Source organism: Streptosporangium canum (assembly GCF_900113865.1).
GTDB classification, from domain to species: Bacteria; Actinomycetota; Actinomycetes; order Streptosporangiales; family Streptosporangiaceae; genus Streptosporangium; species Streptosporangium canum.
Genome location: NZ_FOQY01000017.1, coordinates 155,005 through 176,323, shown reverse-complemented (window position 1 = coordinate 176,323; position 21,319 = coordinate 155,005). Strand labels below are relative to the sequence as shown.

The following is a 21,319-nucleotide window of genomic DNA, read 5'->3' as shown; positions in this document are numbered from 1 at the left end:
ACCGTGGGACAGGTGTGCTTCGAGGTCGGCGAGGCCAAGAACACCTACGGCACCGGCAACTTCCTGCTCCTCAACACCGGCCACGAGCTGGTGCGCTCGAAGAACGGCCTGCTCACCACCGTCTGCTACCAGTTCGGCGCCGACCGGCCGGTCTACGCGCTCGAAGGCTCGATCGCCGTGACCGGCTCGGCCGTGCAGTGGCTGCGCGACCAGCTCGGCATCATCTCCGGGGCGGCGGAGAGCGAGGCGCTGGCCCGGCAGGTCGACGACAACGGCGGTGTGTACTTCGTGCCCGCCTTCTCCGGCCTGTTCGCCCCGTACTGGCGCTCCGACGCCCGGGGCGCGATCGTCGGCCTGTCGCGCTTCAACACCAACGCCCACATCGCCCGGGCGACCCTGGAGGCGATCTGCTACCAGAGCCGCGACGTCGTCGAGGCGATGTGGCGGGACTCGGGCGTCGTTCTCGACGTGCTCCGGGTCGACGGCGGCGTCACGGCCAACGACCTGTGCATGCAGATCCAGGCGGACATCCTCGGCGTCCCCGTCTCCAAGCCGGTCGTGGCCGAGACCACGGCACTGGGCGCCGCCTACGCCGCGGGCCTGGCCGTCGGCTTCTGGAAGTCGACCGACGAGCTCAAGCAGAACTGGCAGGAGGACCGGCGCTGGCAGCCGGAGTGGTCCGACGAGCGGCGGACCGGCGGCTACGCCGGATGGAAGAAGGCGGTCGACCGTACGCTCGACTGGGTCGACCTGTCCTGAGGCCGGATCCGCCCGCCCCAAGGGCGGGCGGATCCGTGGTCATGTCTTCAAGGCCGCGCGTACGGGGCGCGGTTCCGTGGTCACGTCCTCAGGGCCGCGCGCGCACGGGCGGCCCGCACCGCGGCCGAGAGGGTGGCGACGTCGTAGGCGCCGTGGTGCCTGCGCCCGTTGACGAAGAACGTCGGCGTGCCCGACACGCCGCTCAGGTCGGCGGAGTCGATGTCCTCGGCGACCCGGGCGGCGCCGGCGTGGCCGCGGAGGCTGTCGCGGAACCGCTCGACGTCGAGGCCGAGCTCCCCGGCGTAGCCGATCAGATCGCGGACCCGGAGCTCGTCCTGGTGGTCGAGCAGCAGGTCGTGCATCTCCCAGAACGCCTCCTGCTCGGCGGCGGCCTCCGCGGCCTCCGCGGCGAGCTGGGCATGGGGATGCACGTCGTGCAGCGGCAGATGCCTCCAGACGTAGCGGACGTCGCCGAGGTCGGCGAGCAGCTCGCGGACGACCGGCTCCGCCTGGCCGCAGTAGGGGCACTCGAAGTCGCCGTACTCGACCACGGTCACCGGCGCGTCCCGGGGGCCGCGCACGTGGTCGCGGTCCGGGTCGACGGGCGCGGCGAGGTCGACGATGCTCTCGGCGGTGCCCAGCAGCGCCCGGATCCGCAGCCGCTTGGGGAGCAGCGCGGTCACGCGGTAGACGGCCCAGGTCATGAGGGGCGCGCAGAGCGCCGCGGTGAGGATGCCGAGCTTCGCCTCCTCCAACTGCGGGCCGTCGAAGGCGAGGGTGGCGATCAGCAGGGACACGGTGAAGCCGATGCCGGCGATCGTGCCGCCGGCCGCGACGGAGGCCCAGCCGACGGGCGGGCGGACGCGGCCGCGGCTCAGCCGGGTGACGAGCCACGAGGACCCGATGACGCCGACGGGCTTGCCCACGACGTAGGCCAGCAGGATGCCCAGCGTGATCGGGGAGGTGAGCGCCCGCGCCAGGAACTCGCCGCTGATCGTCACCCCCGCGTTCGAGAGAGCGAAGAGAGGCACGACCAGGTAGCTCACCCACGGGTGGTAGAGCTGCTGCAGCCGCTCGTTCGGCGAGATCGTCGAGGCGAGCCCCACGCTGGCCGAGCGGGCCAGCTCCGGTGTCGGCTGCTCGCGGAAGAGCCGGAAGAGGTCCGTCGCGCGGGCGAGATCGCCGCGCGCGGCCGGGGAGGCGTAGGTCAGCAGCCCCATGGCCAGGCCGATGACGATGGGCTCCACGCCGGACTTGAGGAGCGCCACCCACGCCGCCGCTCCGAGCAGCGCGTAGGGCAGGCCGCGGTGCACGCCGGCGGCGCGGACGAGCAGGATCACCGCGAAGATCCCGGCCGCGGCCAGCAGCGCCGGCGGCACGACCCGCTCGCTGTAGAAGATCGTGATGACCCCGAGCGCGACGAGGTCGTCGACGACGGTGACGGTGAGCAGGTAGGTGCGCAGCCGCGCCGGGAAGCGGGACCCGAAGAGCGCGAGCATGCCGAGCGCGAACGCGGTGTCCGTCGACATCGCCGCGCCCCATCCGTGCGCGGAGGGGCTGCCCGCGTTGACGGTGAGATAGATCGCGACGGGCACGGCCATCCCGCCGACGCCGGCGACGAGCGGCAGCACGAGCCGTCGCCGGTCGCGCAGCTCGCCCATGTCGAACTCGCGGCGCGCCTCAAGGCCGACGACGAAGAAGAAGAACGTCATCAGCCCGTTGTTGACCCACTGGCGCAGGTCCTGCGACACGCCCAGCCCGTCGAGGCGGATGGACAGCACCGCCCGCCAGACGGCCTCGTATGACGACGGGCCGACGTTCGCCCAGGTGAGAGCGGCCAGCGTCGCGGCGAGCAGGATCATGGCGCTGCCGGTCTCGGTCCGGAGGAACTCGCGCAGCGGCGTGCTGAGACCCTGCGCCCATGCGGTCCGCCCGGAGAACGGCGTGCCGGCCTCCCGTGGTTCGGTCATTCCTGACGGTATCTCCTGTCCGCCCGTCCCACCTGGATGCGGGCGCCGTGCCGTCCGCCCGTCCCGCCCGGATGCGGGCGCCGCGCCGTCCGCCCGTCCCGCCCGGATGCGGGCGCCGCGCCGTCCGCGCGCCCCGGTGCGGCTTCGGTGCGGCTTCCGTCCCCACCCGTCGCCGGGTCAGCGTCAGGCGCCGGAGCGGGCGTTCGGGATCCTTCGGGCCGAGGCGCTCAGCCGCACCATGCTCGTCGGGCTCGTCGAGCACGGACGGGATGGGTGAGTCCCGCCGAGAGTAATGACTTCTTTTCTCTTTACTAGTTTCAACCGCAACGCGTCCGGGGCTTTGCTGGAAACAACCGACCGTCACGAGTCTTTGTTGAATAAAAGTCCTCCGTGTGCCTTCCCTCACCACCTCCGGCACACCTCCGTCATCCGTAGATCTATGACGGCAGCCGCCTGAGACGCCTGCCGGGCTCCCCCTGAACAGCATTCAGGAGGTCGTTATGGCTCGCTCACGTATCGTCTTCTCCCTTTCGCTCGTCGCCGCCATCGCACTGGTGGCGCTGGTGCTGGGAGTGGTGGGAGGCCGGGCGACGAGCTCGGCCAGCCGGTCGACGGGGGGAGGAATGGCCGGGGCGGCGAGCGGCAAGAAGATCGACGTGATCATCAAGGCGAGTGACTCCTCGTTCTGGCAGACGATGATCGCCGGCGCGAAGCAGTCGGGCGGGGATTTCGGCCTCAAGGTGAGCACCTTCGGTCCCACGTCGGAGACGAACATCGACCAGCAGGTGCAGCTCGTTGAGAACTCCATCTCCCGGGGCGTCGACGGTCTCGTCATCGCGCCCAACTCCTCCAGCGCCCTGAACTCGGCGATCGAACGGGCGCGCAAGGCGGGCCTGAAGGTCATCACGGTGGACAGCCGCGTGACCACCGCTTCGGAGGGGTTCATCGGCACCGACAACCTCAAGGCCGGGATGCAGGCCGGCAAGCGCATGTGCGAGCTGCTCAAGGCCCAGAACAAGACGAGCGGCAGTGTCATGATCGAGTCCTCCGTGGCGGGCATCCAGTCACTGGTCGACCGGGACAGCGGCTTCAAGCAGGGCCTCGCGAACAACTGCCCGCAGGTCAAGGTGTCGCTGCAGCGCTACAACAACAACGACATCAACACCGCGGCGTCGCAGGTCAACGACGCGCTGACCGCCAACCGCGAGCTGGCGGGGGTCTTCGCCGACAACAACACCTCAGGGGTGGGCGCCGCCCGCGCGATCCAGGACAACAACGTGACCGCCACCGTCCCCGTCGTGGCGTTCGACTCCGACCCGCAGGAGAACGCCGCGCTCGCCGCCGGCACCATCGACGCGCTGGTGGTGCAGAACCCCTACTTCTTCGGATACCAGGGCGTCCTGGCGGCCGGGATGGCCGCGGCCGGCCGCGTCCCACCGCGTGACATCGACCCCGGGGCCGTCGTGGCGGACAAGCGGAACATGAACGACCCCGATGTGAAGCTGCTGCTCAACCCGCCGACGATGAAGGCGGAATGATGAAGGCGAAAGAACCCGTCGTCGAACTGCGCGACGTCTCCAAGGCATTCGGTCCCGTGCAGGCGCTCACCGACGTCTCGCTCCGCCTGATCCCCGGCCAGGTGAACTGCCTGGCCGGGGAGAACGGCGCGGGGAAGTCGACCCTGATCCGGGTGCTGACGGGTGCGCTGCGCCGTGACAGCGGCTCCTACGAGATCGACGGCCGGTCGGTCACCTCGCCGACCCCCGCGTCGGTGCGCGCGGCCGGTGTCCAGGCCGTCTACCAGGAGCTCAGCCTGCTCCCGCACCTGTCGGTCGCGGAGAACCTGTTCATGGGCCGCCTCCCCGCGCGCACCGGGGTCATCGCCACGGGCCGGCTGCGGGACCGCGCCAGGGAGGCGCTCGACGAGGTCGGCCTGACGGACCTCAGCCCGGACGCGATCGTGGAACGGCTCCCGGCGGCCACCCGCCAGCTCGTGGAGATCGCCAAGGTGCTGACCGCCGACTCCGTCAAGGTGGTCGTGTTCGACGAGCCGACCACGGCGCTCACCGAGGCGGAGTCGGCGCGGCTCCTCGAATACATCCTGCGGCTGCGCGAGCGCGGCATAGCGATGCTCTACGTGACCCACCGGCTGGAGGAGATGTTCGAGATCGGCGACTGGGTGACCGTCCTGCGGGACGGGAGCCTGTCCGAGGCGGGGCCGATCAGCGACTACGACGAGGACCGCCTGATCACCGCGATGGTCGGGCGGGAGATCAGCTCGCTCTATCCGGAGACCCACCGGCACGCCGGCACGCCCGCGCTGCGGGTCCGGGGACTGCGCCGCTTCCATGACTCGCCCAGCATCGACCTGGAGGTCGGAACCGGGGAGATCCTCGGCATCGGGGGCCTGCTGGGATCGGGGCGGAGCGAGCTGCTGCTGTCCATCTTCGGGGCCGACCCCATCGTGGCCGGTGAGCTGGAGGTCGCGGGCAGGCCGGTGAAACCGTCCGGGCCGCGCGCGATGATGAACGCCGGGGTGGGGCTGCTCACCGAGGACCGCAAGGTGCTGGGGCTGCTGCCCGAGCTGTCGATCCGGGAGAACGTCACCATCGCCAGCCTGCGCAGCGGCTCCCGGCACGGCCTGCTGCCCCCCCGGGAACAGGCCGAGGAGGCGGACCGGCTGCTCGACAGCCTGCGACTGCGGGCCGGTTCCTACGACCAGCCGGTCTCGACGCTGTCCGGCGGCAACCAGCAGAAGGTCCTGCTCGCCCGCTGGCTGCTCACCAAGCCGAAAGTGCTTATCTTCGACGAGCCGACCAAGGGCATCGATGTCGGCGCCAAGGGCGAGCTCTACACGGTCATCGGCGACCTGGCCGCCAAGGGGCTGGGGGTCATCGTGGTCTCGTCGTATCTCCCGGAGCTGCTCGGCCTCGCCGACCGCATCCTCGTGCTGCGCGACGGGCGGGTCGCGGGCGAGCTTCCCGGAACCGCCACCGAGGAGGACGTGCTCCGCCTGGCGAGCGGCGGCGGCAGAGCCGCCGAGCCGGTGCTCCAGGAGGAGATCCCAGCACCCAGAGAAGGGGGCCCGGCGTCCTCCGAAGGCGCGGGAGCCGCCATTCCGCCGACCCCAGACGACCCAGGAGAGGTGAGCCGAGATGCCTAAGCTGATCTGGCGCGAACCGATCGCCACCACCACGATCACCAGCCGGCAGCCGACCGGAGAGGAACTGGGGCCGGACGCCGTACCCAGGGCCAGGGAGCCGGAGCCCGAGCCGAAGGCCGAGGCCCCGCGCCGGGTCGTCACGCTGGGAGACATCGCGGGACGCGAGAGCGGCGGGCTCGTGGTGCTGCTCGTGGCGGTCGGCATCCTCACACTCGCCAGCGACGAGTTCCTCACCGGCAACAATCTGGCCAACCTCGCCCGGCAGGTCGCGATCTTCGGAATCATCGCGGTCGGCCAGCTCGTGGTCATCCTGACCGCCGGGATCGACCTGTCCGTCGGGTCGGTCCTCGGCCTGTCCGGCGCCTCCACCGCGCAGTTCCTGGTCGCCGGCATGCCGATCTGGCCGGCGTTCCTGCTCGGGGTCGCGATCGGCACCGTGCTCGGGATCGTCAACGGCCTGCTGGTGACCCGGGCCCTGCTGCCGCCCTTCATCGCGACCCTGGGCATGCTCGGCATCGCCCGGGGAATCGTCCTGGTCACCACCGACGCCCAGACGGTGCAGGGCCTGCCGTCCGGGTTCCAGGACATCGCCAACGGCACGATCCTCGGCATTCCCAACCTTCTCATCATCGCGGTCGTGGTCACGGGCGTGATGTGGTTCGTGCTCTCCCGGACGGTCTTCGGCCGCTACATCTACGCGGTCGGGTCGAATCCCGAGTCGGCCCGCCTCGCGGGCGTGCCCGTGCGCATGGTGACGACCTCGGTATACGCGATCTCGGGCCTGCTCGCCGGCCTCGGCGGGGTGCTGCTCGCCTCCCGGCTGGGAGCGGGCATCCCCACCGCCGGTACGGGCTTCGAGCTCAACGCGATCGCCGCCTGCGTCATCGGCGGCGCGAGCCTGTTCGGCGCGAAGGGCAGCGCGATCGGCGCCGCCACCGGGGCGCTGATCATGGGTGTCCTCAACAACGGAGGCAACCTTCTCGCGATCAACGCCTTCTACCTCCAGATCGCCATCGGCGTGCTCATCCTGGTCGCGGTCGGGTTCGACCAGCTGAACACCAGGAGGTCGGCGACGGCCGGCTGACCGCCGGGGGCGGTCAGCGGCCGAACGCCGGGAGGTCTGCCGCGACCAGTGCCCGAGCGGGGGCGTCTCCCTTACCGGGCCCGCCGGGACACGGGGGAGAGCGTCGGTCCGGAGCATCCGGATCGGCGCTCTGCTCATATGTCAGCGGGCGCCACCCGCCCAGGCTCTCCCCTCACCAGGTGACCGGGATGCGGGTGAACCCTCCGGTGAGGGAGGTCTCGCGCTCCACCAGCTCTCCGGCGGGCACGGCGAGCTCCAGGGTGGGGAAGCGCCGGAACAGGGTGCCGAACACCGACCGCAGCTCCACCCGGGCCAGGCTCGCCCCGATGCAGTAGCGGGCCGCGTAGCCGAAGGCGAGCTGCGGGTCGCCGAGAGGGCGGCCGATGTCGAACCGGTCGGGCTCGGGGAAGGTCCGCTCGTCGCGGTTGGCCGCCGTCGTGACGATGAGCACCGCCTCGCCGCGCCTGATCGTCACGCCGCCGATGCTCACGTCCTCGTGGGCGTACCGGGGCAGGCCGTGGTTGCCCGGCGCGGCCATCCGCAGGATCTCCTCCACCGCCGGGGCCGTCAGCGACGGGTCGGCGACCAGCGCGTCGCGCTGTGCCGGGTTGCCGAGCAGCAGCAGCACGCCGTAGTCGATCCGGTTGACCGTCGTCTCGTGGCCGGCGAACAGCAGTCCCGCGGCGAGCGTGGCGATCTCCTCGTCGGGCGCCTCCATGGTGGCCAGGTCGGAGAACACGTCGTCGGCCGGGTCCGCCCGCTTGTCGACCAGGATGGCGCGGGTGTAGTCGGCCAGCTCGGTCATCGCCGCCTCGGCGCGCCGCGGGTCGCTCAGATCCGTCATCGCCTCGGCCAGCTTCCTGAAGTGCCCGCGGTCGCCGTACGGCACGCCGAGCAGCTCGCAGATCACCAGCACCGGCAGCGGCACGGAGAACTCCTCCCGCAGGTCCGCCGGGCGCGGCAGCTCGGCCAGGTGGTCCAGCAGCTCGTCGACGAGCTGCTGGACGTGGGGCCCGAGGGCGCTCATCCGGCGGGCGGAGAAGGCCGGGGCGAGCATCCGGCGCATCCGCTCGTGCTCGGCCTTCTCCGTCTCGATGTCGCCGCGCGGACCACCGAGCAGCACCGAGCCGGAGATCCGGGCGGCCCGTTCCGGGTCGGGAGCCGACCGTCCGAGGCGCGGATCGGCGAAGGCCTGCCTGGCCTCCTCGTAGCCGGAGACCAGCCAGGCGAGGTCGCCCGCCTGGGTGCGGACCCGGGTCACCGGCCGGGCGGCCCGCAGTGCGCGGTACATCTCCGGAACCTGAAGCGGGTCGTCGCGGGTGAACGGCAGTCTCGGCAGGTCGTCGGCGTGACCGGTGTGGTCGGTGTTCTGGTCGTCCATGGCCGGGAAGCACCCCCAGGGCTCGACGGCAGGGCCACTGTCGAACGTGTCACCTGCGGGCGCGTTCGGCAAGACGGCCCCGGCGGTATGGCGGAAAAATCCGGCAGGCATGGGTCTGACCTGGTGGAACGCGCGGCCCGTGAGATCGCCGGGACCGGGTGGGGCGTCAACGGGCGGATCGACGTGCGGATCGACGCGCGCGACGAGACGGTGAGCGTCATCGCCCGGCCACCGGTCCGGCGACACCGTCGCCCTCCCGGCCTCCGGGCGTCATGTGAGCCTGTTGGGGCGCAAGGCTCCGGGCGCTGCGTGAGTCCGTTCGGGCGCGAGGCTACGGGCGGCCCGCGTGAGCCTGTTCGGATGCAAGGCTCCGGGCGCCGCGTGAGTCCGTTCGGGCACAATAGGGGGCATGTCCCGTCGTGTCCCCGCCGCCGGCTGCCTCTGCGGCCTGCCGGCCCCCTACCAGGACTGCTGTGCCCGCTTCCACCGGGGCGAGGGTTCGGCCTCCACCGCCGAGCTGCTCATGCGGTCCCGTTTCAGCGCGTTCGGCGTCGGCGACGAGGCATATCTGCTGCGCACCTGGCACCCCGCCGACCGCCCGGCCCGCGTCGAGCTCGACAAGAGGCTGCGCTGGGTCCGCCTGGAGATCCTGGAGACCGCCGACGGCAGCGTCTTCCACAACGAGGGGACGGTCCGGTTCCGCGCCCACTACCTTGATCGCGGACAACCCGGGCAGATGGAGGAGCACAGCCGTTTCGTCCGCCTCGACGGCCACTGGGTCTACGCGGGCGTCGTGTAGGACACGTGCCCGGCGGCGTCTGTCCGCGCCCCGCGCGCTCAGGCCCAGGCGAGCGCGCCGCGCCCCGCCCAGTAGGTCTCGGGGTCCTCGGCCAGCCCGGCGAGCCGCTCGTCGAGCTCCGTATCCCATCCCACCTCGGCCGCGCCCAGATTGCTGTGCAGCTGCTCGACCGAGACCGCGCCGCTCAGCACCACTCCGGCCCAGGGTTGTGCGAGCACGGCCGCGAGCGCGAGCGCGTCCGGTGTCACCCCCCGATCGCGCGCGGCCGCCGCCAGCGGGGCGGGCGCCGCGCGGGCGGTCAGCCGCCCGTTCGCCACCCCCTCCTTGACGATCACGCCCATCCCCGCCCCGTGCGCCCGGGAGAGGGCTCCGCCGGCCGAACGTTCGAGCAGGTTCCAGGTGGACTGCACCGTGTCGAACGTCCCGATCTCGACCGCCCGCGCGATCGTGTCCGCCTGGCGCGGGCCTGTCGTGCTGAGCCCGATCGCGACGCCCTCGGCCCGCAGCGCGCGCAGCCGGTCGAGCACGCCCTCGTCTTCGAGCACTCCGCTCTCCACCGTCGCCGAGTGGATCTGGTAGAGCGACAGGTGCTCGCCGAGCAGCTCGCGCGTCTGGTCGAGCTGGCGGCGGAGCCGCTCGGCCGACAGCTCCTTCACCTCGTGGTGCTCGGCGTCCATCCGCCAGCCGCCCACGTAGGCGTATCCCCATTTCGAGCCGGTCGTCGCCGCTCCCGGCGCGATCCCGCGCTCGCGCAGCCAGCCGGCGAGGAACTCCTCCGCGCGGCCGTACGAACGCGCCGTGTCGAAGTAGCGCACGCCCCTCGCCCACGCCGCGTCGAGCACGGCCCAGGTGCGCGCCCGCATCGCGGCGACGCCACGGTCGTCGCCGAGATCCTCCTCACGGCCGAGCGTGATGTAGGCGGGGCGGCCGAGCGCGGCCAGGCCGAGGCCGAGCCGTGTCACCGTCAGGTGGCTCCGGCCCAGCGGCCGTTGGACGAGTGCCTCCACTCCCACAACATAACCAACCGGCGAGGAGTCCCCCGTGCCGGCCGGGTCATGGCCCGGCCTTCCAGGAGAGGTACGGCCGGCGGAAGCCTTGACGGACCGTCCACCGGTTACCGTGAAAGGGGGCGGGGGCGCCCCCCGCCCGGACTCAGGGAGGTCGCGGTGTCGGAAGATCGTGAGGGCGTGCGGGCCCCCGAAGTGGTCCATGAGCCCGGCGACCAGGTCCACGAATACGTCGTCGAGCAGGTCAGAGACGTCACCCGCGGCGGAAAGATCGTGTTCGAGGCCTCAGGCGGAGGCGTGGACACCGGTCTGCGGCGGCTGATCCCGGTGACCTACGACATCGTCCTCGACCATCCGGAGGTCAGGGAGACCGGCGAGGACAAGTGAGCCGTACCACCCGGATCTCCTCTCCGGCCTGACCGCGTGCGGCGCGGTGCCGTGGTCGCGCCCTCACTCCGAGACGGCGACGTAGCGCCACTCGTCCAGCGGGGGCTGGGGTTCGGAGAGGTCGACGTCCACGCCGGGCAGGGCGCGCCGGACCCGCGCGGCCATGTCGTCGGTGAGGAAGTGGTGGTGCAGGTCGAGGTGGCGCAGGTGGGTGAGGGGCTGGCCGCTCAGCAGCGACTCGGCTCCGGTGTCCGTCAGCGCGCCCATGCTCAGGCTGAGCGCCTCCAGGCGGGCGACGACGGGCGCCGACGCCACCGCGGCGGCCACCTCGTCCTGGATCTCGCTGTCACGTAGCCCGAGCCGCCGCAGCGCGGGCAGGCCGCTGCCCGACAGGACGCCCTCCAGGTCGCCCACGGTGGCGTCGCCGCCGTACTGGGAGACGCCGAGCCACACCTCCAGATGCTCCAGGCCGGGCAGCTCCGACTCGCCGATCGCGCGGACGACGTGGCCGGGCAGTCCACCGGACTCGAAGCGCAGGACCTTGAGGGACGCATGCCGTACGGGCCGCAGCCGCAGGTCCTCGCTGCCGCGCACGTCCAGCCGCTCCAGGCGGGGGAATGCCTCCAGGATCGGGGTGACGTCGCCCTGCCGGATCCAGGAGATCTCCCAGTGCTCGGGCTCGACGAAGCCGAGGAACAGCGAGCGCAGCCGCGGCAGCCGGTGGGCGTTGGCGGCGAGCACGGCGGGGGCGTTGGGCGCGCCGCTCCCGGCGCTTCGCGACATGGCCATGGCCCGGATCCCCGGTGGCCGGCCGTCGCGACCGTGCGATGCTCCGTGGTACGGAGTACGATCACCGCCATGCCCAGGGGAACTTCAGAGGTCAGCGAGCCGATGTACTTCGTGCTCACCACCCTGCTCGACGGCCCGATGCACGGGCACGCCATCCTGAAGGGGGTCGGAGAACTGTCGGGAGGGCGGGTCCGGCCGTCCGTCGGCACCCTCTACGGCATCCTTGAGCGGCTCAGTGAGCGCGGGGTCATCGCCGTGGACAGGGAAGAGGTCGTCAACGGCCGCAGCCGGCGCTACTTCCGGATCACCGATGCCGGCCAGGCCGTCGTCCGCGCCGAGGCCAGGCGTATGCATGCGGCCGCCGCGCTGGTGATCAACAGAGCCACCTTCGCGGGATGACCCCGCTCGAACGGCGTTACCGCAGGCTGCTGCGCGCCTATCCGCACGACTATCGCAGCGCCTACGGCGACGAGCTTCTCGATGTCCTTCTGGAGAGCGCCGCGCCCCTGCGCACGGTCCCCGAGCCGCGGGAGGCGACGGGACTGGTCATCGGCGGCCTGCGCGAACGGCTGACCAGGGCGGGACGCGGATCCTCCTGGGCCAACGGCGTCCATCTCGGGGTGACGGCCCTGTGCGCGGCACAGCTCGCGGCTCTGCTGCCCTACGCGCCCGCCATCCCGCTGTGGACGTCGCTGTCCGCGCTGGCCCTGCTGGCCGTGCTACGCGGCAGAGTACGGCCGGCGCTGCCGCTGGTGCTGCTCACCGGCGCGAAAGCCGTGGCCGTCGCGAGCGGCGAGCCGCTGTTCGACCACCTGCTGCTGCCCGTCGAACCCGGCTTCCTGACGGACGCCCCGCTGTTCGCCCTGTCCGAGCCGCCGCCCGTGGCCACCGACTACGCGCTCGCGCTCGGCGGCCTGCTGGTCCTCGCCGTGTACGGCAGGCCGCTCACCCCGAGATCGTGGTGGTGGTGGGCGGTCGTGCCGCCCATGGCCTGGGCGGGGCCGGCGTGGATGGAGTCCGGGACCGTCTATCCGATCAGCTTGAGCAGGATGGCCGTCGAGCTGGCCCTGCTCGGCATGGCGCTCTGGGCGGGACGCCTGTCCCACGACCCGCGCTGGGCGCTCGGCGCGACGATCTACGTCACCGTCGCCTCGGCCCGCCTGTGGGACCACGCGGCCGACCTGACCAGGCAGCATCTGGCCTACTGGGGCCTGCTGGTCTTCCTGGCCGGTGCGACCGCGCTCGTGCCGTTCGGGCACTGGCGGCGGGCGTCGACCCCACGGCTCGATTGACGATACTTCGTTGAACGGAGTATGTTTCCGGGCATGCCAAAAAGATCGACTCTCGTGCTGTCCGCGCTCTCGCTCGCCGCACTGACGGGTTGCTCGGCCGCCGGCGGCAGTCAGTCCGCGCCGTCGAGCCCGCACGCCACCGCGTCGTACGCCGGTACGGACGTCAAACGGCAGATGGAGGCCGGGATCGCCGACTGCATGAAGAAGGGAGGGTTCACCTACGTCCCCTACCTCCCTCCGCCCGTGAAGCTCTCCGCCGCCGAGACGCAGGCGCTGAACGGCGACTACGAGGCCATGAAGGTCAGGCGGGCCAAGTACGGCTTCGAGATCTTCGCCGCCTTCGTCTATCCCAAGGAGTTCCAAGGCCCTGGAGACCCGAGGGGCAAGGTGCCCGCGGACCCCAACTGGGCGATCGCCGGAAAGCTCAACGAAGCGCAGGCCACGGCATACGTCAAGGTCAAGGAAGCGTGCTACGGCGAGGCCGTCGAAAAGACCACGGGCAAGGTCGTGACGTCCAAGCGCGACCACGGCAAGCAGATGGCCTTGAAGGTGAAACAGGTCAAGGCGGAGGAGCTCGACGGCGATCCCGGGCTCGTCCAGTCGGCCGTCGCCATGGCCGACTGCCTCAAAGCCAAGGGCTACCGTCTGACCGCCGCCAACCCGGTCGCCATGGAACGGCGCGGCCGCGACGAGTTCGACGCGAAGGTGGAGAAACTCGCCCGCCAAGACGACATACCCGACGAACAGGCAGGCGAGGGCATGTTCGTCCAGCCCGAGTTGGCGCCCGACAAGGCCAGGCCGTACCTCAACGAGGAGATCAAGGCCTCTCTCGACGACCTGGAGTGCGGCAAGGAGTTCTACCGCGCGTTCCTCCCCAGGCAGAACGAGCTCCTGAGAAGGATGCAGGAGGAGTTCGCCTGGCTCTGACGTGCCCTGGCCGCGTGCGGGGCCGTCGTGGCCCTCCTCACTCCGAAACGGCGACGTGGCGTCACCCGTCCGGCGGAGTCAGGGGCATGGCCTGGACCCTGCGGCGTGATCGCCTCGTTGTCCCTGATGACCGCGGGCGGTCTCGTCGGAAAGTCGTCCGTCACCCGACCACCGCCACATGGTGCCGGTCACCGTCGGTTCCCTCCCGGCCGGAGAGGCCGATCTCCACGGTGGACATCCTCGCCCGGGGGACTGCGTGGTCCCGTCCTGTCAGACCCGGGCGGCGGCGCCGGGACCGATCCGTCGACGGCTAGAAAAGCGCCGGGGTGGTGAGCGTGTCCGCCTGGTCGGACTCGCCGGGCCCGAAGAGCCGGATCGTCCCGTACTCGCCGTCGTACCCGGGCTCCCGGATCACCTCGCCGCGGCGCAGCCGGTCGACGGCCTCGGCGAGCGGCGGGGAGAGGGGCGCGATGTCACCGACCGGCACCTCCTCCAGGATCGCCAGTTCCGGTCCCAGGGCGGCGATGAGACCGTCGACCTCCGCGAGCACCTTCTTGCTCTGCGGCCCCACATCGAGGATCTCGCCCACGATCTCCGGGAGCGGGACGAGGTTGCGGAAACCGGCGGCGCCGTCCGGTCGTACACCCTCCTCGCGGTCGGCCAGCTCCTCGACCCGGCTCAGCACGCCCACTGTGAGCGACCTGCCGCACACCGGGCAGATCCCGCCGTGCTCGCGCGTCTGCTCCGGGGCCATCCGGACGTCGCACTTGCGGTGCCCGTCCAGGTGGTATCTCCCCTCCTCGGGGAAGAACTCGACCGTCCCCTCGTGCCCGGCGCCGGTCCGCAGCGCGCGCAGGACCGCGAAGTAGTCCAGGTCGACGTCGAACACCGTGCTCTCGCGGCCGACCCTGGGCGGCGAGTGCGCGTCGGAGTAGCTCACCATCCGGTAGCGGTCCAGGCCGGAGACCCGCCAGTTCATCGCGGGGTCGCTGGACAGCCCGGTCTCCAGCGCGAAGATGTGACCGGCCAGGTCGCCGTAGCACTCCTCGATCGTGTCGAACCCGGACTTGGAGCCGAACACGCCGAACCACGGCGTCCAGACGTGCGCCGGCACCAGGTAGGCGCCGTCGCCGCAGGCCAGGGTGATCTCCAGCAGCTCGCGGGAGTCCAGGCCGAGGACGGGCCGGCCGTCCGAGCTCAGGTCGCCGAACCGCGCCACGCCGCGGTTGAACGCCTGCGCCGCGTCGAACCCCGGCATATACACCAGGTGGTGGATCTTTCGGGTGCGCCCGCCGCGGCGGTAGACCGTGGAGACCTCCACCGACAGCATGAACCGCACCTCGGCGGCGGCCACACCGGGCGGCAGCCCGCGAGAGGCCGCTCCGTCCGGCTCCGCACGGAGCCGGAACAGCCCGGGCTCGGCCGGCACGAGGTCCTCACGGAGCCGCCCGAACCAGGCCGGATGCGTGAAATCTCCGGTGCCCATCATGGTGACGCCCTTGCGCCGCGCCCACCGGGCCAGATGCTCCAGGTCGCTGTCCTTGCTGCAGGCCCTGGAGTGTTTCGAGTGGATGTGCAGGTCGGCATGGAACCGCATCCATGTGATTGTGTCACGGACCGCCCTGGCCCCCTCGGAGCATTATCTGCATGGGCAGAGGACGAACATCCTGGCCGCCGTCGCAGAGGCACGCCACGGCCTCGTGTCCATGGCCCGGGGGCTATTTCTCACTCCTCGCCTTGGGGGCGGTGTTCCAGAGCCGTGCGAGGAACAGGGTGAGCGTGTCCGTGACGGAGTGGCCGAGCTCACTCGGATGGTCGAGTGCCCAGGTGTCGAGGGCTTCGAAGACACCGATGGTCGCCACGGTGATCAGTTCGGCGTTCGGGTACGGGTCGATCAGGTTGATGTGCAGGCCGTTCGCGACGAGCCTGTGGATCCAGGAGCTGCCGTCGCCGCCGGGATGAGGCCGCCCGGCGAGCACCGCCCGGTCATCGGGGTGGTCGCGCAGGTGCGCCATGAGCCGTGTGGTGCCTGCCGTCACCTGCTCCCACAGTTCGTCCTCGGTTTCCACGTCGATCCAGGGACCGAGCACGGTGAACATCCGGTCGGCCGCGTCGGTGACTACGGCGCCGAAGAGGTCGTCCTTGCCGTCGAAGTAATGGTAGGCGGAGGTCTTGGAGATGCCGGCTTCGGCGATGATCTGGTTGAACGACGCGGCGTTCTCGCCGTCGCGGGCGAAGTGGGCGCGAGCGACAGCGAGGATGGCGGCTCGTGTGCCGACCGGCAGTCGGTCAAAGCGGGGCAGCGGCATGGGTTTCCTAGAGGCTGTGCGTGAGTGGGGCGGCTGGGGGCCGGGTGGCAAGCGTGCGATTGACGCGGGCTGTCATGATCCAGTGTGCCGCCCACAGCAGGAGGGCGATTGCTCCGCCGACATACCCGGCCATCCCCGGGAAGAGCGACAGGATCTGGAACGCGCACCAGCCGTATCCGAGTGCCGCCCACCGCCGGATGAACCCGCTCGTCACCTGCTCGTCAGCGGCCAGCGAGGTGGAGACGGCGCGCACGATGAAGAAATCCTCGGTGAAGTTGTAGGGGATCGCGAACATCCACCAGACCGACGTGGGCGACGCGGTCCTGGCGTCGGGCCGCACGAGCGTCATCGTCCGCTGGAGGGCTCGGCAGTACAGCGCAACGAGCCCGAGGAAAACGGCAACGGCGATCAGTCCGCCGGGCATTCCCCACGCTTCGATCTCGCCCAGGATGCCGCGCCCCCACTCTGGTGCCCAGAGCGGATAGCTGAGGAGGATCGAAACCAGGATGGTGCCCGCGGTCTTGACGATGGCTCTCATGGCCGAAGTGTACTGATAGTACACACCGATGGTCCACCCGTGATCAGGAACGGTCGGGAGCAGGGGAGAGGGCCGGACCGCGGCTTTCCTGGAGCCAGTAGTAGGCGCCCTCAAGAGGGTCCGGCGGAATTGACGAAATTTTCACCGGATAGTGCGTCACGAACGCTGAAAGGGGTTGTTGGGTAGGTAAATCTCTTAGTGGGTGTTTTATCCCATGGGATAGTGAATCGCCCGATCCATTCGGTAGCCTGCGCGCCCGGCTTGTACGCTTTCGATGGATTCCGAAATGGCGGCCTTCGATGAACGGGCTGCTGAGTGCCGGTCTCATCCAGGAAAATCCTGTCTCATCCCAAGACGTGGCGCCCTGTCCTTACCTGCCGGTGAGGGATGCCATTCGGGGTCTGGGCGGCCGATGCGCCGCACGGTACGCCGGAGGCATGGCCGAGCGGCGCCCCTACCCCAGTGACTTGTCCGACGCCCGCTGGGCGCTCGTCGAGCCGGTGCTGAACGCCTGGCGCGCGACTACGAAGCCCTACCGGCCCGCTCCGAAGCCATGATCCACGTTGCCATGATCGACCTCATGACCCGCCAACTCACCCGCGAATCCACCCCAACCTGGCGAGGCGCCTGAAACACCAATCAGACAGAACCCCCGGGATCAAACACCCACTTAGAGAGGGCGAGATTGTCGGTTTTCATGGCCAGGCCCGGTTTCAGACAAAAGCTCCGCCAACCGCCACCTTAATCCTATACTCGGGGCAGCAACGCTTTCGGGTGACGGAGGCCCAGAGGTGAGCGACGGTTCTGATAAGCCGAAATTCGCTGCGGTCCTGGGGATCGCGGTGTCCGTGATCACCATCTTGGCGTTCTTCGGCGTCAAGAGTTTCGATGACATGTTGAACAACAAGGACTCTGCACGGTCCAAAGCTTGCGCCCTGGCAGTCGCTGCTCGCAATGTCCAGACGATCACTGTGACGCAAGAGGAGTGGCAAGTGAATGCCCGGGCATATGCCGATAGGCTGCTCACTGCTGCGGAGACAACCGATGATCCGGAGCTCCGCGGGAGCTTGCGCGAGTCGGTATACGCCCACCAGGACTGGGCGGCCGCGCTACAAAGAGAGCAGAACAGCCAAGCAGAGCTGGAGAGGCTGCATGAGGCTGAGCGAAAGTGGGCGGCACTCTGCAAGGTCTCCCCCCCGGAGTGACCAACACGGTCCACGCCGTCCGGAGGCGCTTCCGCTCGACCAACGATGCTCACGACCGGATGATCGTCATCACCGACGAGCAGGCCGGCGGCGGTCACTACGGCAGCGATCCGACCGAGCAGGTTCCGGCGCGGGTGCCGGTCTACGCATGGAACCTCGCGGGCCACAAGCACGGCCACGGTCCGTCCGGCATCAGCACCCGGCACACCTTCGGCGGCCTGTCCGAGGCGGTGACCCTCCCCTCGTACTGTGGAGATCTGGCCTAAGGGGAGGTCGGATCGTGGGAGAGACCAGACGTAGTTTCGATCCGGAGTTTCGTACGGGTGCGGTGGGCTGGACCGAGGATGCCGAGTGGGCCGCCCACGGGCAGGCCCGGTCCGTCACCGGGCCTGCCGTACCGCGGCTCAGCTGTTCGCGCGGATGGTCTTGTTGATCCAGTCGCTGTAGGCGGGCACGTTGGTGTAGAGGCCGGGTCCCTGCTCGCAGGAGGGGCTCTTGGCGCCGGGGCCGGAGGTGACGCCGATCAACTCCCGGCGGCCGCCGCGGCCGCGCTGGATCTGTGGGCCGCCGGAGTCGCCGTTGCAGGCCATGGCCTTGGGCTTCCGGCTGATTGTGCACAGGCGGGTGTCATCGGCGAAGCCGGGACCGCACTCGGAGACCGCGCCGCGACGGGTGTCGAGCTGGCGCAGTTTCTTGGCCATCTTCCAGTCAGCCGGGTTGGTGCTGAACTTGGTGATGCCGAAGCCGATGATCCGGGTCGGCGTGCCGGGCTTGCCCGCCTGATCGGCGATCGTGATGGGCTTGATGCTGACCGGGCGGTCCAGGCGGATCAGCGCGATGTCGTTCTTGTTCGGCGAGTGCTGGGCGTAGTCCGGGTGCAGGAACGCCTGCGCGATCTTGCGGACGGTTCCGCCGGACTTCCGTTCGTCGCTGCCGATGCGCACCGTCCCCTTCGGGATCGAGCCGATCTCCATGTCGAGGCAGTGCGCCGCGGTCACGACCCACTGCGAGCTGATCAGGGCCGCGCCGCAGTTGCCGTCCGTGAGGCCCATGAGCGGAGCCGTGGTCGGGATGGTCGCCATGAAGGGGTAGGACTCGGTGGGATCGGAGCCGTTGATGATTGCTCCGGCGCTCCCGGCGGTGACCGCGAGGCAGGCCGCGCCGGCCAATGCGACGACGGCGGAGCGGGAGACGATACGGCGGAACGAGGTGGTGCCAGACACGGGCGAAGCCCCTTCATTGGTCATTTATAACGTTATGAAGGTATATGTCCGGCTTTGTCGGGGTGATCATGCCAGCAGGTCGGCACGCGGTAGGGGTAACCCCACCCGACCAGGGCGGATGCGCCCCACGGTGCGCGATCCGCAGGGAGCCGGCCGCCCTCACAGCGTGCACCAACGGAGATGACGCCGATTGAGGGATACGGACTCGTCGGGCAGCCGGAGGCGGGGGGACTGACGACATCCCCGGAGAGACCATCGACGGCAGCGGAGCGGCCGGCCCCACCCACCTGGTCCTTCGCCGCTGCTTGAGACCCTTCTCCGGCGCTTAAGGGGCGTCGATGGCTTGGATGACCGGAATGGAGCTGTCGCTGCGGTTCATGGTAGATACCCTTGGTATGGAGTTCTTCTGCTATCACCGTGATCGTCCCGGCTCCGCGACCCTCCGCGACCAGTTGACGGAGGAGCACTGGTCCTACATGGACCGGTACGAGGCGGAGCTGATCGCCCGCGGCCCCACTTTGAGCCCCGACGGTGAGACGGCCACCGGCAGCGTGCACATCGTCGACCTGCCGGACCTCGCCACCGCGCGTGCGTTCGTCTTCGATGAGCCCAACTATCAGGCCGGTGTGTACCGGGACGTGGTGTTGCGCCGATGGCGCAACGTGCTGGGTCGCACCATGTGGGATTTCCCCGGCGGCCGAGAGGGCGGCAACCGGTATCTGGTGCTGGGCCTCGGCTCCGGGCCGGCTGCCGACCTTGTCCCGCCATCCGACCGGGACGAGCTGATCGCGTATGGGCCGTTGCTGTCCGACGACGGCACCACCTGGGTGGGTACGGCGCTGCTGGTCCGGGCGCCGGACCCGGATGCGGCACGCGCCGTCCTGACTCCGGACCGGTACGCCGACATCGAGGTCCACGACTGGGCGTTCGGCGGGCGGCGGTAACGAGCATGTGACCGGGTCGACGCCTATGGAGGGATAGGAGCGACTGCGGGCGACGGGGGCGGGGGAGGTGCAGACAGTGATCCTGTAGACCATGTACGGGAGCGCAGACGGCCGGTGCGATGCCGAACGGCACCCCGAAGCGGTTGGGTCGGACCGGTCGATGCGCGAGCGGCCGAAAGGCGTCGGCTGGTGGCTGAACACCGCAGAATCATGAGGCTGACCTGGTCCTACATGGAGATCGACAGCACTGAATGAGGACCGTCCATGAGCTTCTCCTCCAGGCGGACACCGCTTTCCACCTCGATCACGGCCAGGCATGCCGCGAGGACGTCCACCTCCGCCTCCGCCTCCTCACTGTCATAGGCACTTACGAGGAGGTCGGAGTAGGCACTCAGCGGGCCGAAGTGATCCGTCCAGTGAGTGAAGGGGATGTAGCCCGGCTCGGGATGCTCAAGGTATCCCTCGGCTTCTCCATAGCGGACGTACATGGTGGTGTTGCCCTCGATGTCGAAGGCCAGGTACCAATGCCGGAATCCGTTGCCGGCGAGCCGATCGGTCACCTGTTTGCGGTCACCGCCCGGGTTCATCCAGTCCAGAGTGACGACGCCGGAGCCGAACTGGTAGAAGGAGATGCCGCCGCTGCTGTGCGGCTCTCCGGGGCCTTGGAGCGCAGCGGGGTCGGATCCGACGCGACGCATGGCGTCCTCGACCGTGAGGACGCCGGAATCGGGGATCGTCACCGTGTACGCGAAGAAGTCGCCGAGGCGATCCAGTGTGTCGTCGTAGCGGGCGATGATCTCATCGAGCACGAGCCGATCAGCCTTTCTGGGGAGGCCGGAGTTCTCCGGATCGAGGACTGGCCTACGGGCGGCAAGGATGGTGAACAAGACCTTCTCCTCACCCGGAACTGTTTGATCTGGAGCGCCGGTCCGGGGCGCGGTGAGGATGCGGGTTATCCGGCGGCAAGGCGATCCGATCGCAGGCCGTGCTGGTCAAACGGCAGATCCGAACCGGAACGGCCGACAGGCCATGACGCCGCGCCCGCCCTTCTGGGCGGACGCGGCGGGGACGGGGCCGTCTAGGCGATGACACCGGTCCAGTAGGCAGTGGCCTGCCGTCGCGACGACGTTCCGGTATTTCGAGCGCACGGCCGTGCCGGTGCACCAGTGCGGCTGGAGGTCGCTGCCGATGAAGAACACCTTGCCCGAGGTCGTGGGCAGCTCCCCGTCCGGCGAGGCCGGCTCTTCCAGCGGCGGGATGGAAGCCGGCGGGCCGTCCGGGACGATGTCCGTGGACAGGCGTTCCCCGCCGACCGTGGTCCGCACTGCGTACGGCGTGGCGTTCTTCAGGTTGGCGGCCCCGTCGGCGAGCCAGAATCTCGCGACCTGCTGAGCCGCCGTCACAGTGGGAGCCAACGGGACCATCACCACGCTCGCGGCCTGTGCCGGCTCAGTGACGACAGTGGAACCCACCATGCTCAAACCGACACCTACCGCGATCAGTGCACGCCTCAAAGTTGATCTCCCGTCCAGTCATGGGGCG

22 protein-coding genes are annotated in these 21,319 nt (G+C 70.0%); 12 read left to right on the top strand and 10 right to left on the bottom strand.

Annotated elements, in window-relative coordinates; genetic code table 11:
* A partial coding sequence (locus tag BM085_RS24515; RefSeq protein ID WP_245789636.1) for an FGGY-family carbohydrate kinase occupies positions 1-759 on the top strand: 759 nt, incomplete at its 5' end.
* Between the two features lie 80 nt (positions 760-839).
* Here the strand turns inward: BM085_RS24515 and nhaA are convergent.
* Complete coding sequence (nhaA, locus tag BM085_RS24510; RefSeq protein ID WP_093889268.1) at positions 840-2,729, bottom strand: Na+/H+ antiporter NhaA; 1,890 nt, start codon at positions 2,727-2,729, stop codon at positions 840-842.
* 500 nt (positions 2,730-3,229) lie between these two features.
* Here nhaA and BM085_RS24505 point away from each other — a divergent pair, with 500 nt between their 5' ends.
* Genes BM085_RS24505 through BM085_RS24495 form a run of 3 tightly spaced genes read left to right on the top strand, consistent with a single transcriptional unit; the run spans position 3,230 to position 6,976 of the window.
* The gene (locus BM085_RS24505; protein WP_093889267.1) at positions 3,230-4,267 is read left to right on the top strand and encodes an ABC transporter substrate-binding protein; all 1,038 of its coding nucleotides are present in this window, start codon (positions 3,230-3,232) and stop codon (positions 4,265-4,267) included.
* Positions 4,267-5,892, top strand: a complete 1,626-nt coding sequence (locus tag BM085_RS24500) for a sugar ABC transporter ATP-binding protein (RefSeq protein ID WP_093889277.1) — start codon at positions 4,267-4,269, stop codon at positions 5,890-5,892. Before BM085_RS24505 ends, BM085_RS24500 begins: the two co-directional genes overlap by 1 nt.
* Entirely contained in the window at positions 5,885-6,976 is a 1,092-nt protein-coding gene (locus BM085_RS24495) for an ABC transporter permease (RefSeq protein ID WP_093889266.1), read from the top strand. The genes BM085_RS24500 and BM085_RS24495 overlap by 8 nt, the downstream gene beginning before the upstream one ends.
* A gap of 172 nt (positions 6,977-7,148) precedes the next feature.
* On the opposite strand, the gene BM085_RS24490 is transcribed toward BM085_RS24495, so the two are convergent.
* The gene (locus BM085_RS24490; protein WP_093889265.1) at positions 7,149-8,357 is read right to left on the bottom strand and encodes a cytochrome P450; all 1,209 of its coding nucleotides are present in this window, start codon (positions 8,355-8,357) and stop codon (positions 7,149-7,151) included.
* A gap of 409 nt (positions 8,358-8,766) precedes the next feature.
* Here BM085_RS24490 and BM085_RS24485 point away from each other — a divergent pair, with 409 nt between their 5' ends.
* Positions 8,767-9,156, top strand: a complete 390-nt coding sequence (locus tag BM085_RS24485; RefSeq protein ID WP_093889264.1) for a YchJ family protein — start codon at positions 8,767-8,769, stop codon at positions 9,154-9,156.
* A 38-nt stretch (positions 9,157-9,194) separates the two neighbouring features.
* Here BM085_RS24485 and BM085_RS24480 read toward each other — a convergent pair whose 3' ends face one another.
* Positions 9,195-10,163 carry an aldo/keto reductase gene (locus BM085_RS24480; RefSeq protein ID WP_245789634.1) on the bottom strand — a complete coding sequence of 323 codons (969 nt, stop codon included), beginning with the start codon at positions 10,161-10,163 and terminating at the stop codon, positions 9,195-9,197.
* A gap of 159 nt (positions 10,164-10,322) precedes the next feature.
* Here BM085_RS24480 and BM085_RS24475 point away from each other — a divergent pair, with 159 nt between their 5' ends.
* A complete protein-coding gene (locus BM085_RS24475) occupies positions 10,323-10,550 on the top strand; it encodes a hypothetical protein (RefSeq protein WP_093889262.1) in 228 nt (75 codons plus the stop codon).
* A 63-nt stretch (positions 10,551-10,613) separates the two neighbouring features.
* Here the strand turns inward: BM085_RS24475 and BM085_RS24470 are convergent, their stop codons facing one another.
* Positions 10,614-11,339 carry an STM4015 family protein gene (locus BM085_RS24470; protein WP_093889261.1) on the bottom strand — a complete coding sequence of 242 codons (726 nt, stop codon included), beginning with the start codon at positions 11,337-11,339 and terminating at the stop codon, positions 10,614-10,616.
* A gap of 69 nt (positions 11,340-11,408) precedes the next feature.
* Here BM085_RS24470 and BM085_RS24465 point away from each other — a divergent pair, with 69 nt between their 5' ends.
* Genes BM085_RS24465 through BM085_RS24455 form a run of 3 tightly spaced genes read left to right on the top strand, consistent with a single transcriptional unit; the run spans position 11,409 to position 13,558 of the window.
* Positions 11,409-11,738 (top strand): PadR family transcriptional regulator, encoded by a 330-nt coding sequence (locus BM085_RS24465; RefSeq protein WP_093889260.1) that lies wholly within the window; start codon positions 11,409-11,411, stop codon positions 11,736-11,738.
* Positions 11,735-12,631, top strand: coding sequence for a hypothetical protein (locus BM085_RS24460; protein ID WP_093889259.1), 897 nt, complete (start codon positions 11,735-11,737; stop codon positions 12,629-12,631). Before BM085_RS24465 ends, BM085_RS24460 begins: the two co-directional genes overlap by 4 nt.
* Before the next feature lie 33 nt (positions 12,632-12,664).
* A complete protein-coding gene (locus tag BM085_RS24455) occupies positions 12,665-13,558 on the top strand; it encodes a hypothetical protein (RefSeq protein ID WP_143121056.1) in 894 nt (297 codons plus the stop codon).
* Positions 13,559-13,868: 310 nt separating this feature from the next.
* On the opposite strand, the gene BM085_RS24450 is transcribed toward BM085_RS24455, so the two are convergent.
* The 3 genes from BM085_RS24450 to BM085_RS24440 all read right to left on the bottom strand — a co-directional run bounded on the left by BM085_RS24450 (position 13,869) and on the right by BM085_RS24440 (position 16,405).
* A complete protein-coding gene (locus BM085_RS24450) occupies positions 13,869-15,155 on the bottom strand; it encodes an endonuclease Q family protein (protein WP_093889257.1) in 1,287 nt (428 codons plus the stop codon).
* 121 nt (positions 15,156-15,276) lie between these two features.
* Positions 15,277-15,867, bottom strand: coding sequence for a TetR/AcrR family transcriptional regulator (locus tag BM085_RS24445; protein ID WP_093889256.1), 591 nt, complete (start codon positions 15,865-15,867; stop codon positions 15,277-15,279).
* A gap of 7 nt (positions 15,868-15,874) precedes the next feature.
* Entirely contained in the window at positions 15,875-16,405 is a 531-nt protein-coding gene (locus BM085_RS24440) for a hypothetical protein (RefSeq protein ID WP_245789632.1), read from the bottom strand.
* Between the two features lie 791 nt (positions 16,406-17,196).
* On the opposite strand from BM085_RS24440, the gene BM085_RS24430 reads away from it, so the two are divergent.
* A complete protein-coding gene (locus BM085_RS24430; protein ID WP_093889253.1) occupies positions 17,197-17,610 on the top strand; it encodes a hypothetical protein in 414 nt (137 codons plus the stop codon).
* Complete coding sequence (locus BM085_RS24425; RefSeq protein ID WP_093889252.1) at positions 17,607-17,876, top strand: hypothetical protein; 270 nt, start codon at positions 17,607-17,609, stop codon at positions 17,874-17,876. The genes BM085_RS24430 and BM085_RS24425 overlap by 4 nt, the downstream gene beginning before the upstream one ends.
* Positions 17,877-18,014: 138 nt before the next feature.
* Here BM085_RS24425 and BM085_RS24420 read toward each other — a convergent pair whose 3' ends face one another.
* The gene (locus BM085_RS24420) at positions 18,015-18,833 is read right to left on the bottom strand and encodes a S1 family peptidase (RefSeq protein WP_245789630.1); all 819 of its coding nucleotides are present in this window, start codon (positions 18,831-18,833) and stop codon (positions 18,015-18,017) included.
* Positions 18,834-19,171: 338 nt separating this feature from the next.
* Between BM085_RS24420 and BM085_RS24415 the strand changes: the two genes are divergently transcribed.
* Positions 19,172-19,777, top strand: coding sequence for a YciI family protein (locus BM085_RS24415; protein ID WP_245789628.1), 606 nt, complete (start codon positions 19,172-19,174; stop codon positions 19,775-19,777).
* Between the two features lie 227 nt (positions 19,778-20,004).
* Here BM085_RS24415 and BM085_RS24410 read toward each other — a convergent pair whose 3' ends face one another.
* Together BM085_RS24410 and BM085_RS24405 are read right to left on the bottom strand one after the other, a co-directional pair.
* A complete protein-coding gene (locus BM085_RS24410; RefSeq protein WP_143121055.1) occupies positions 20,005-20,664 on the bottom strand; it encodes a hypothetical protein in 660 nt (219 codons plus the stop codon).
* Between the two features lie 105 nt (positions 20,665-20,769).
* Positions 20,770-21,252 (bottom strand): hypothetical protein, encoded by a 483-nt coding sequence (locus tag BM085_RS24405; protein ID WP_143121054.1) that lies wholly within the window; start codon positions 21,250-21,252, stop codon positions 20,770-20,772.
* Positions 21,253-21,319 lie beyond the last annotated feature (67 nt).

Bases quoted from the DNA above. Each gene is read 5' to 3' on its own strand.
- BM085_RS24450 (WP_093889257.1), bottom strand. From the start codon at position 15,155: ATGCGGTTCCATGCCGACCTGCACATCCACTCGAAACACTCCAGGGCC.
- BM085_RS24465 (WP_093889260.1), top strand. From the start codon at position 11,409: ATGCCCAGGGGAACTTCAGAGGTCAGCGAGCCGATGTACTTCGTGCTC.
- BM085_RS24495 (WP_093889266.1), top strand. From the start codon at position 5,885: ATGCCTAAGCTGATCTGGCGCGAACCGATCGCCACCACCACGATCACC.
- BM085_RS24405 (WP_143121054.1), bottom strand. From the start codon at position 21,252: ATGGTGGGTTCCACTGTCGTCACTGAGCCGGCACAGGCCGCGAGCGTG.
- BM085_RS24445 (WP_093889256.1), bottom strand. From the start codon at position 15,867: ATGCCGCTGCCCCGCTTTGACCGACTGCCGGTCGGCACACGAGCCGCC.
- BM085_RS24440 (WP_245789632.1), bottom strand. From the start codon at position 16,405: ATGAGAGCCATCGTCAAGACCGCGGGCACCATCCTGGTTTCGATCCTC.
- BM085_RS24485 (WP_093889264.1), top strand. From the start codon at position 8,767: ATGTCCCGTCGTGTCCCCGCCGCCGGCTGCCTCTGCGGCCTGCCGGCC.
- BM085_RS24490 (WP_093889265.1), bottom strand. From the start codon at position 8,357: ATGGACGACCAGAACACCGACCACACCGGTCACGCCGACGACCTGCCG.
- BM085_RS24470 (WP_093889261.1), bottom strand. From the start codon at position 11,339: ATGGCCATGTCGCGAAGCGCCGGGAGCGGCGCGCCCAACGCCCCCGCC.
- BM085_RS24455 (WP_143121056.1), top strand. From the start codon at position 12,665: ATGCCAAAAAGATCGACTCTCGTGCTGTCCGCGCTCTCGCTCGCCGCA.
- BM085_RS24415 (WP_245789628.1), top strand. From the start codon at position 19,172: ATGGCTTGGATGACCGGAATGGAGCTGTCGCTGCGGTTCATGGTAGAT.
- nhaA (WP_093889268.1), bottom strand. From the start codon at position 2,729: ATGACCGAACCACGGGAGGCCGGCACGCCGTTCTCCGGGCGGACCGCA.
- BM085_RS24505 (WP_093889267.1), top strand. From the start codon at position 3,230: ATGGCTCGCTCACGTATCGTCTTCTCCCTTTCGCTCGTCGCCGCCATC.
- BM085_RS24500 (WP_093889277.1), top strand. From the start codon at position 4,267: ATGAAGGCGAAAGAACCCGTCGTCGAACTGCGCGACGTCTCCAAGGCA.
- BM085_RS24460 (WP_093889259.1), top strand. From the start codon at position 11,735: ATGACCCCGCTCGAACGGCGTTACCGCAGGCTGCTGCGCGCCTATCCG.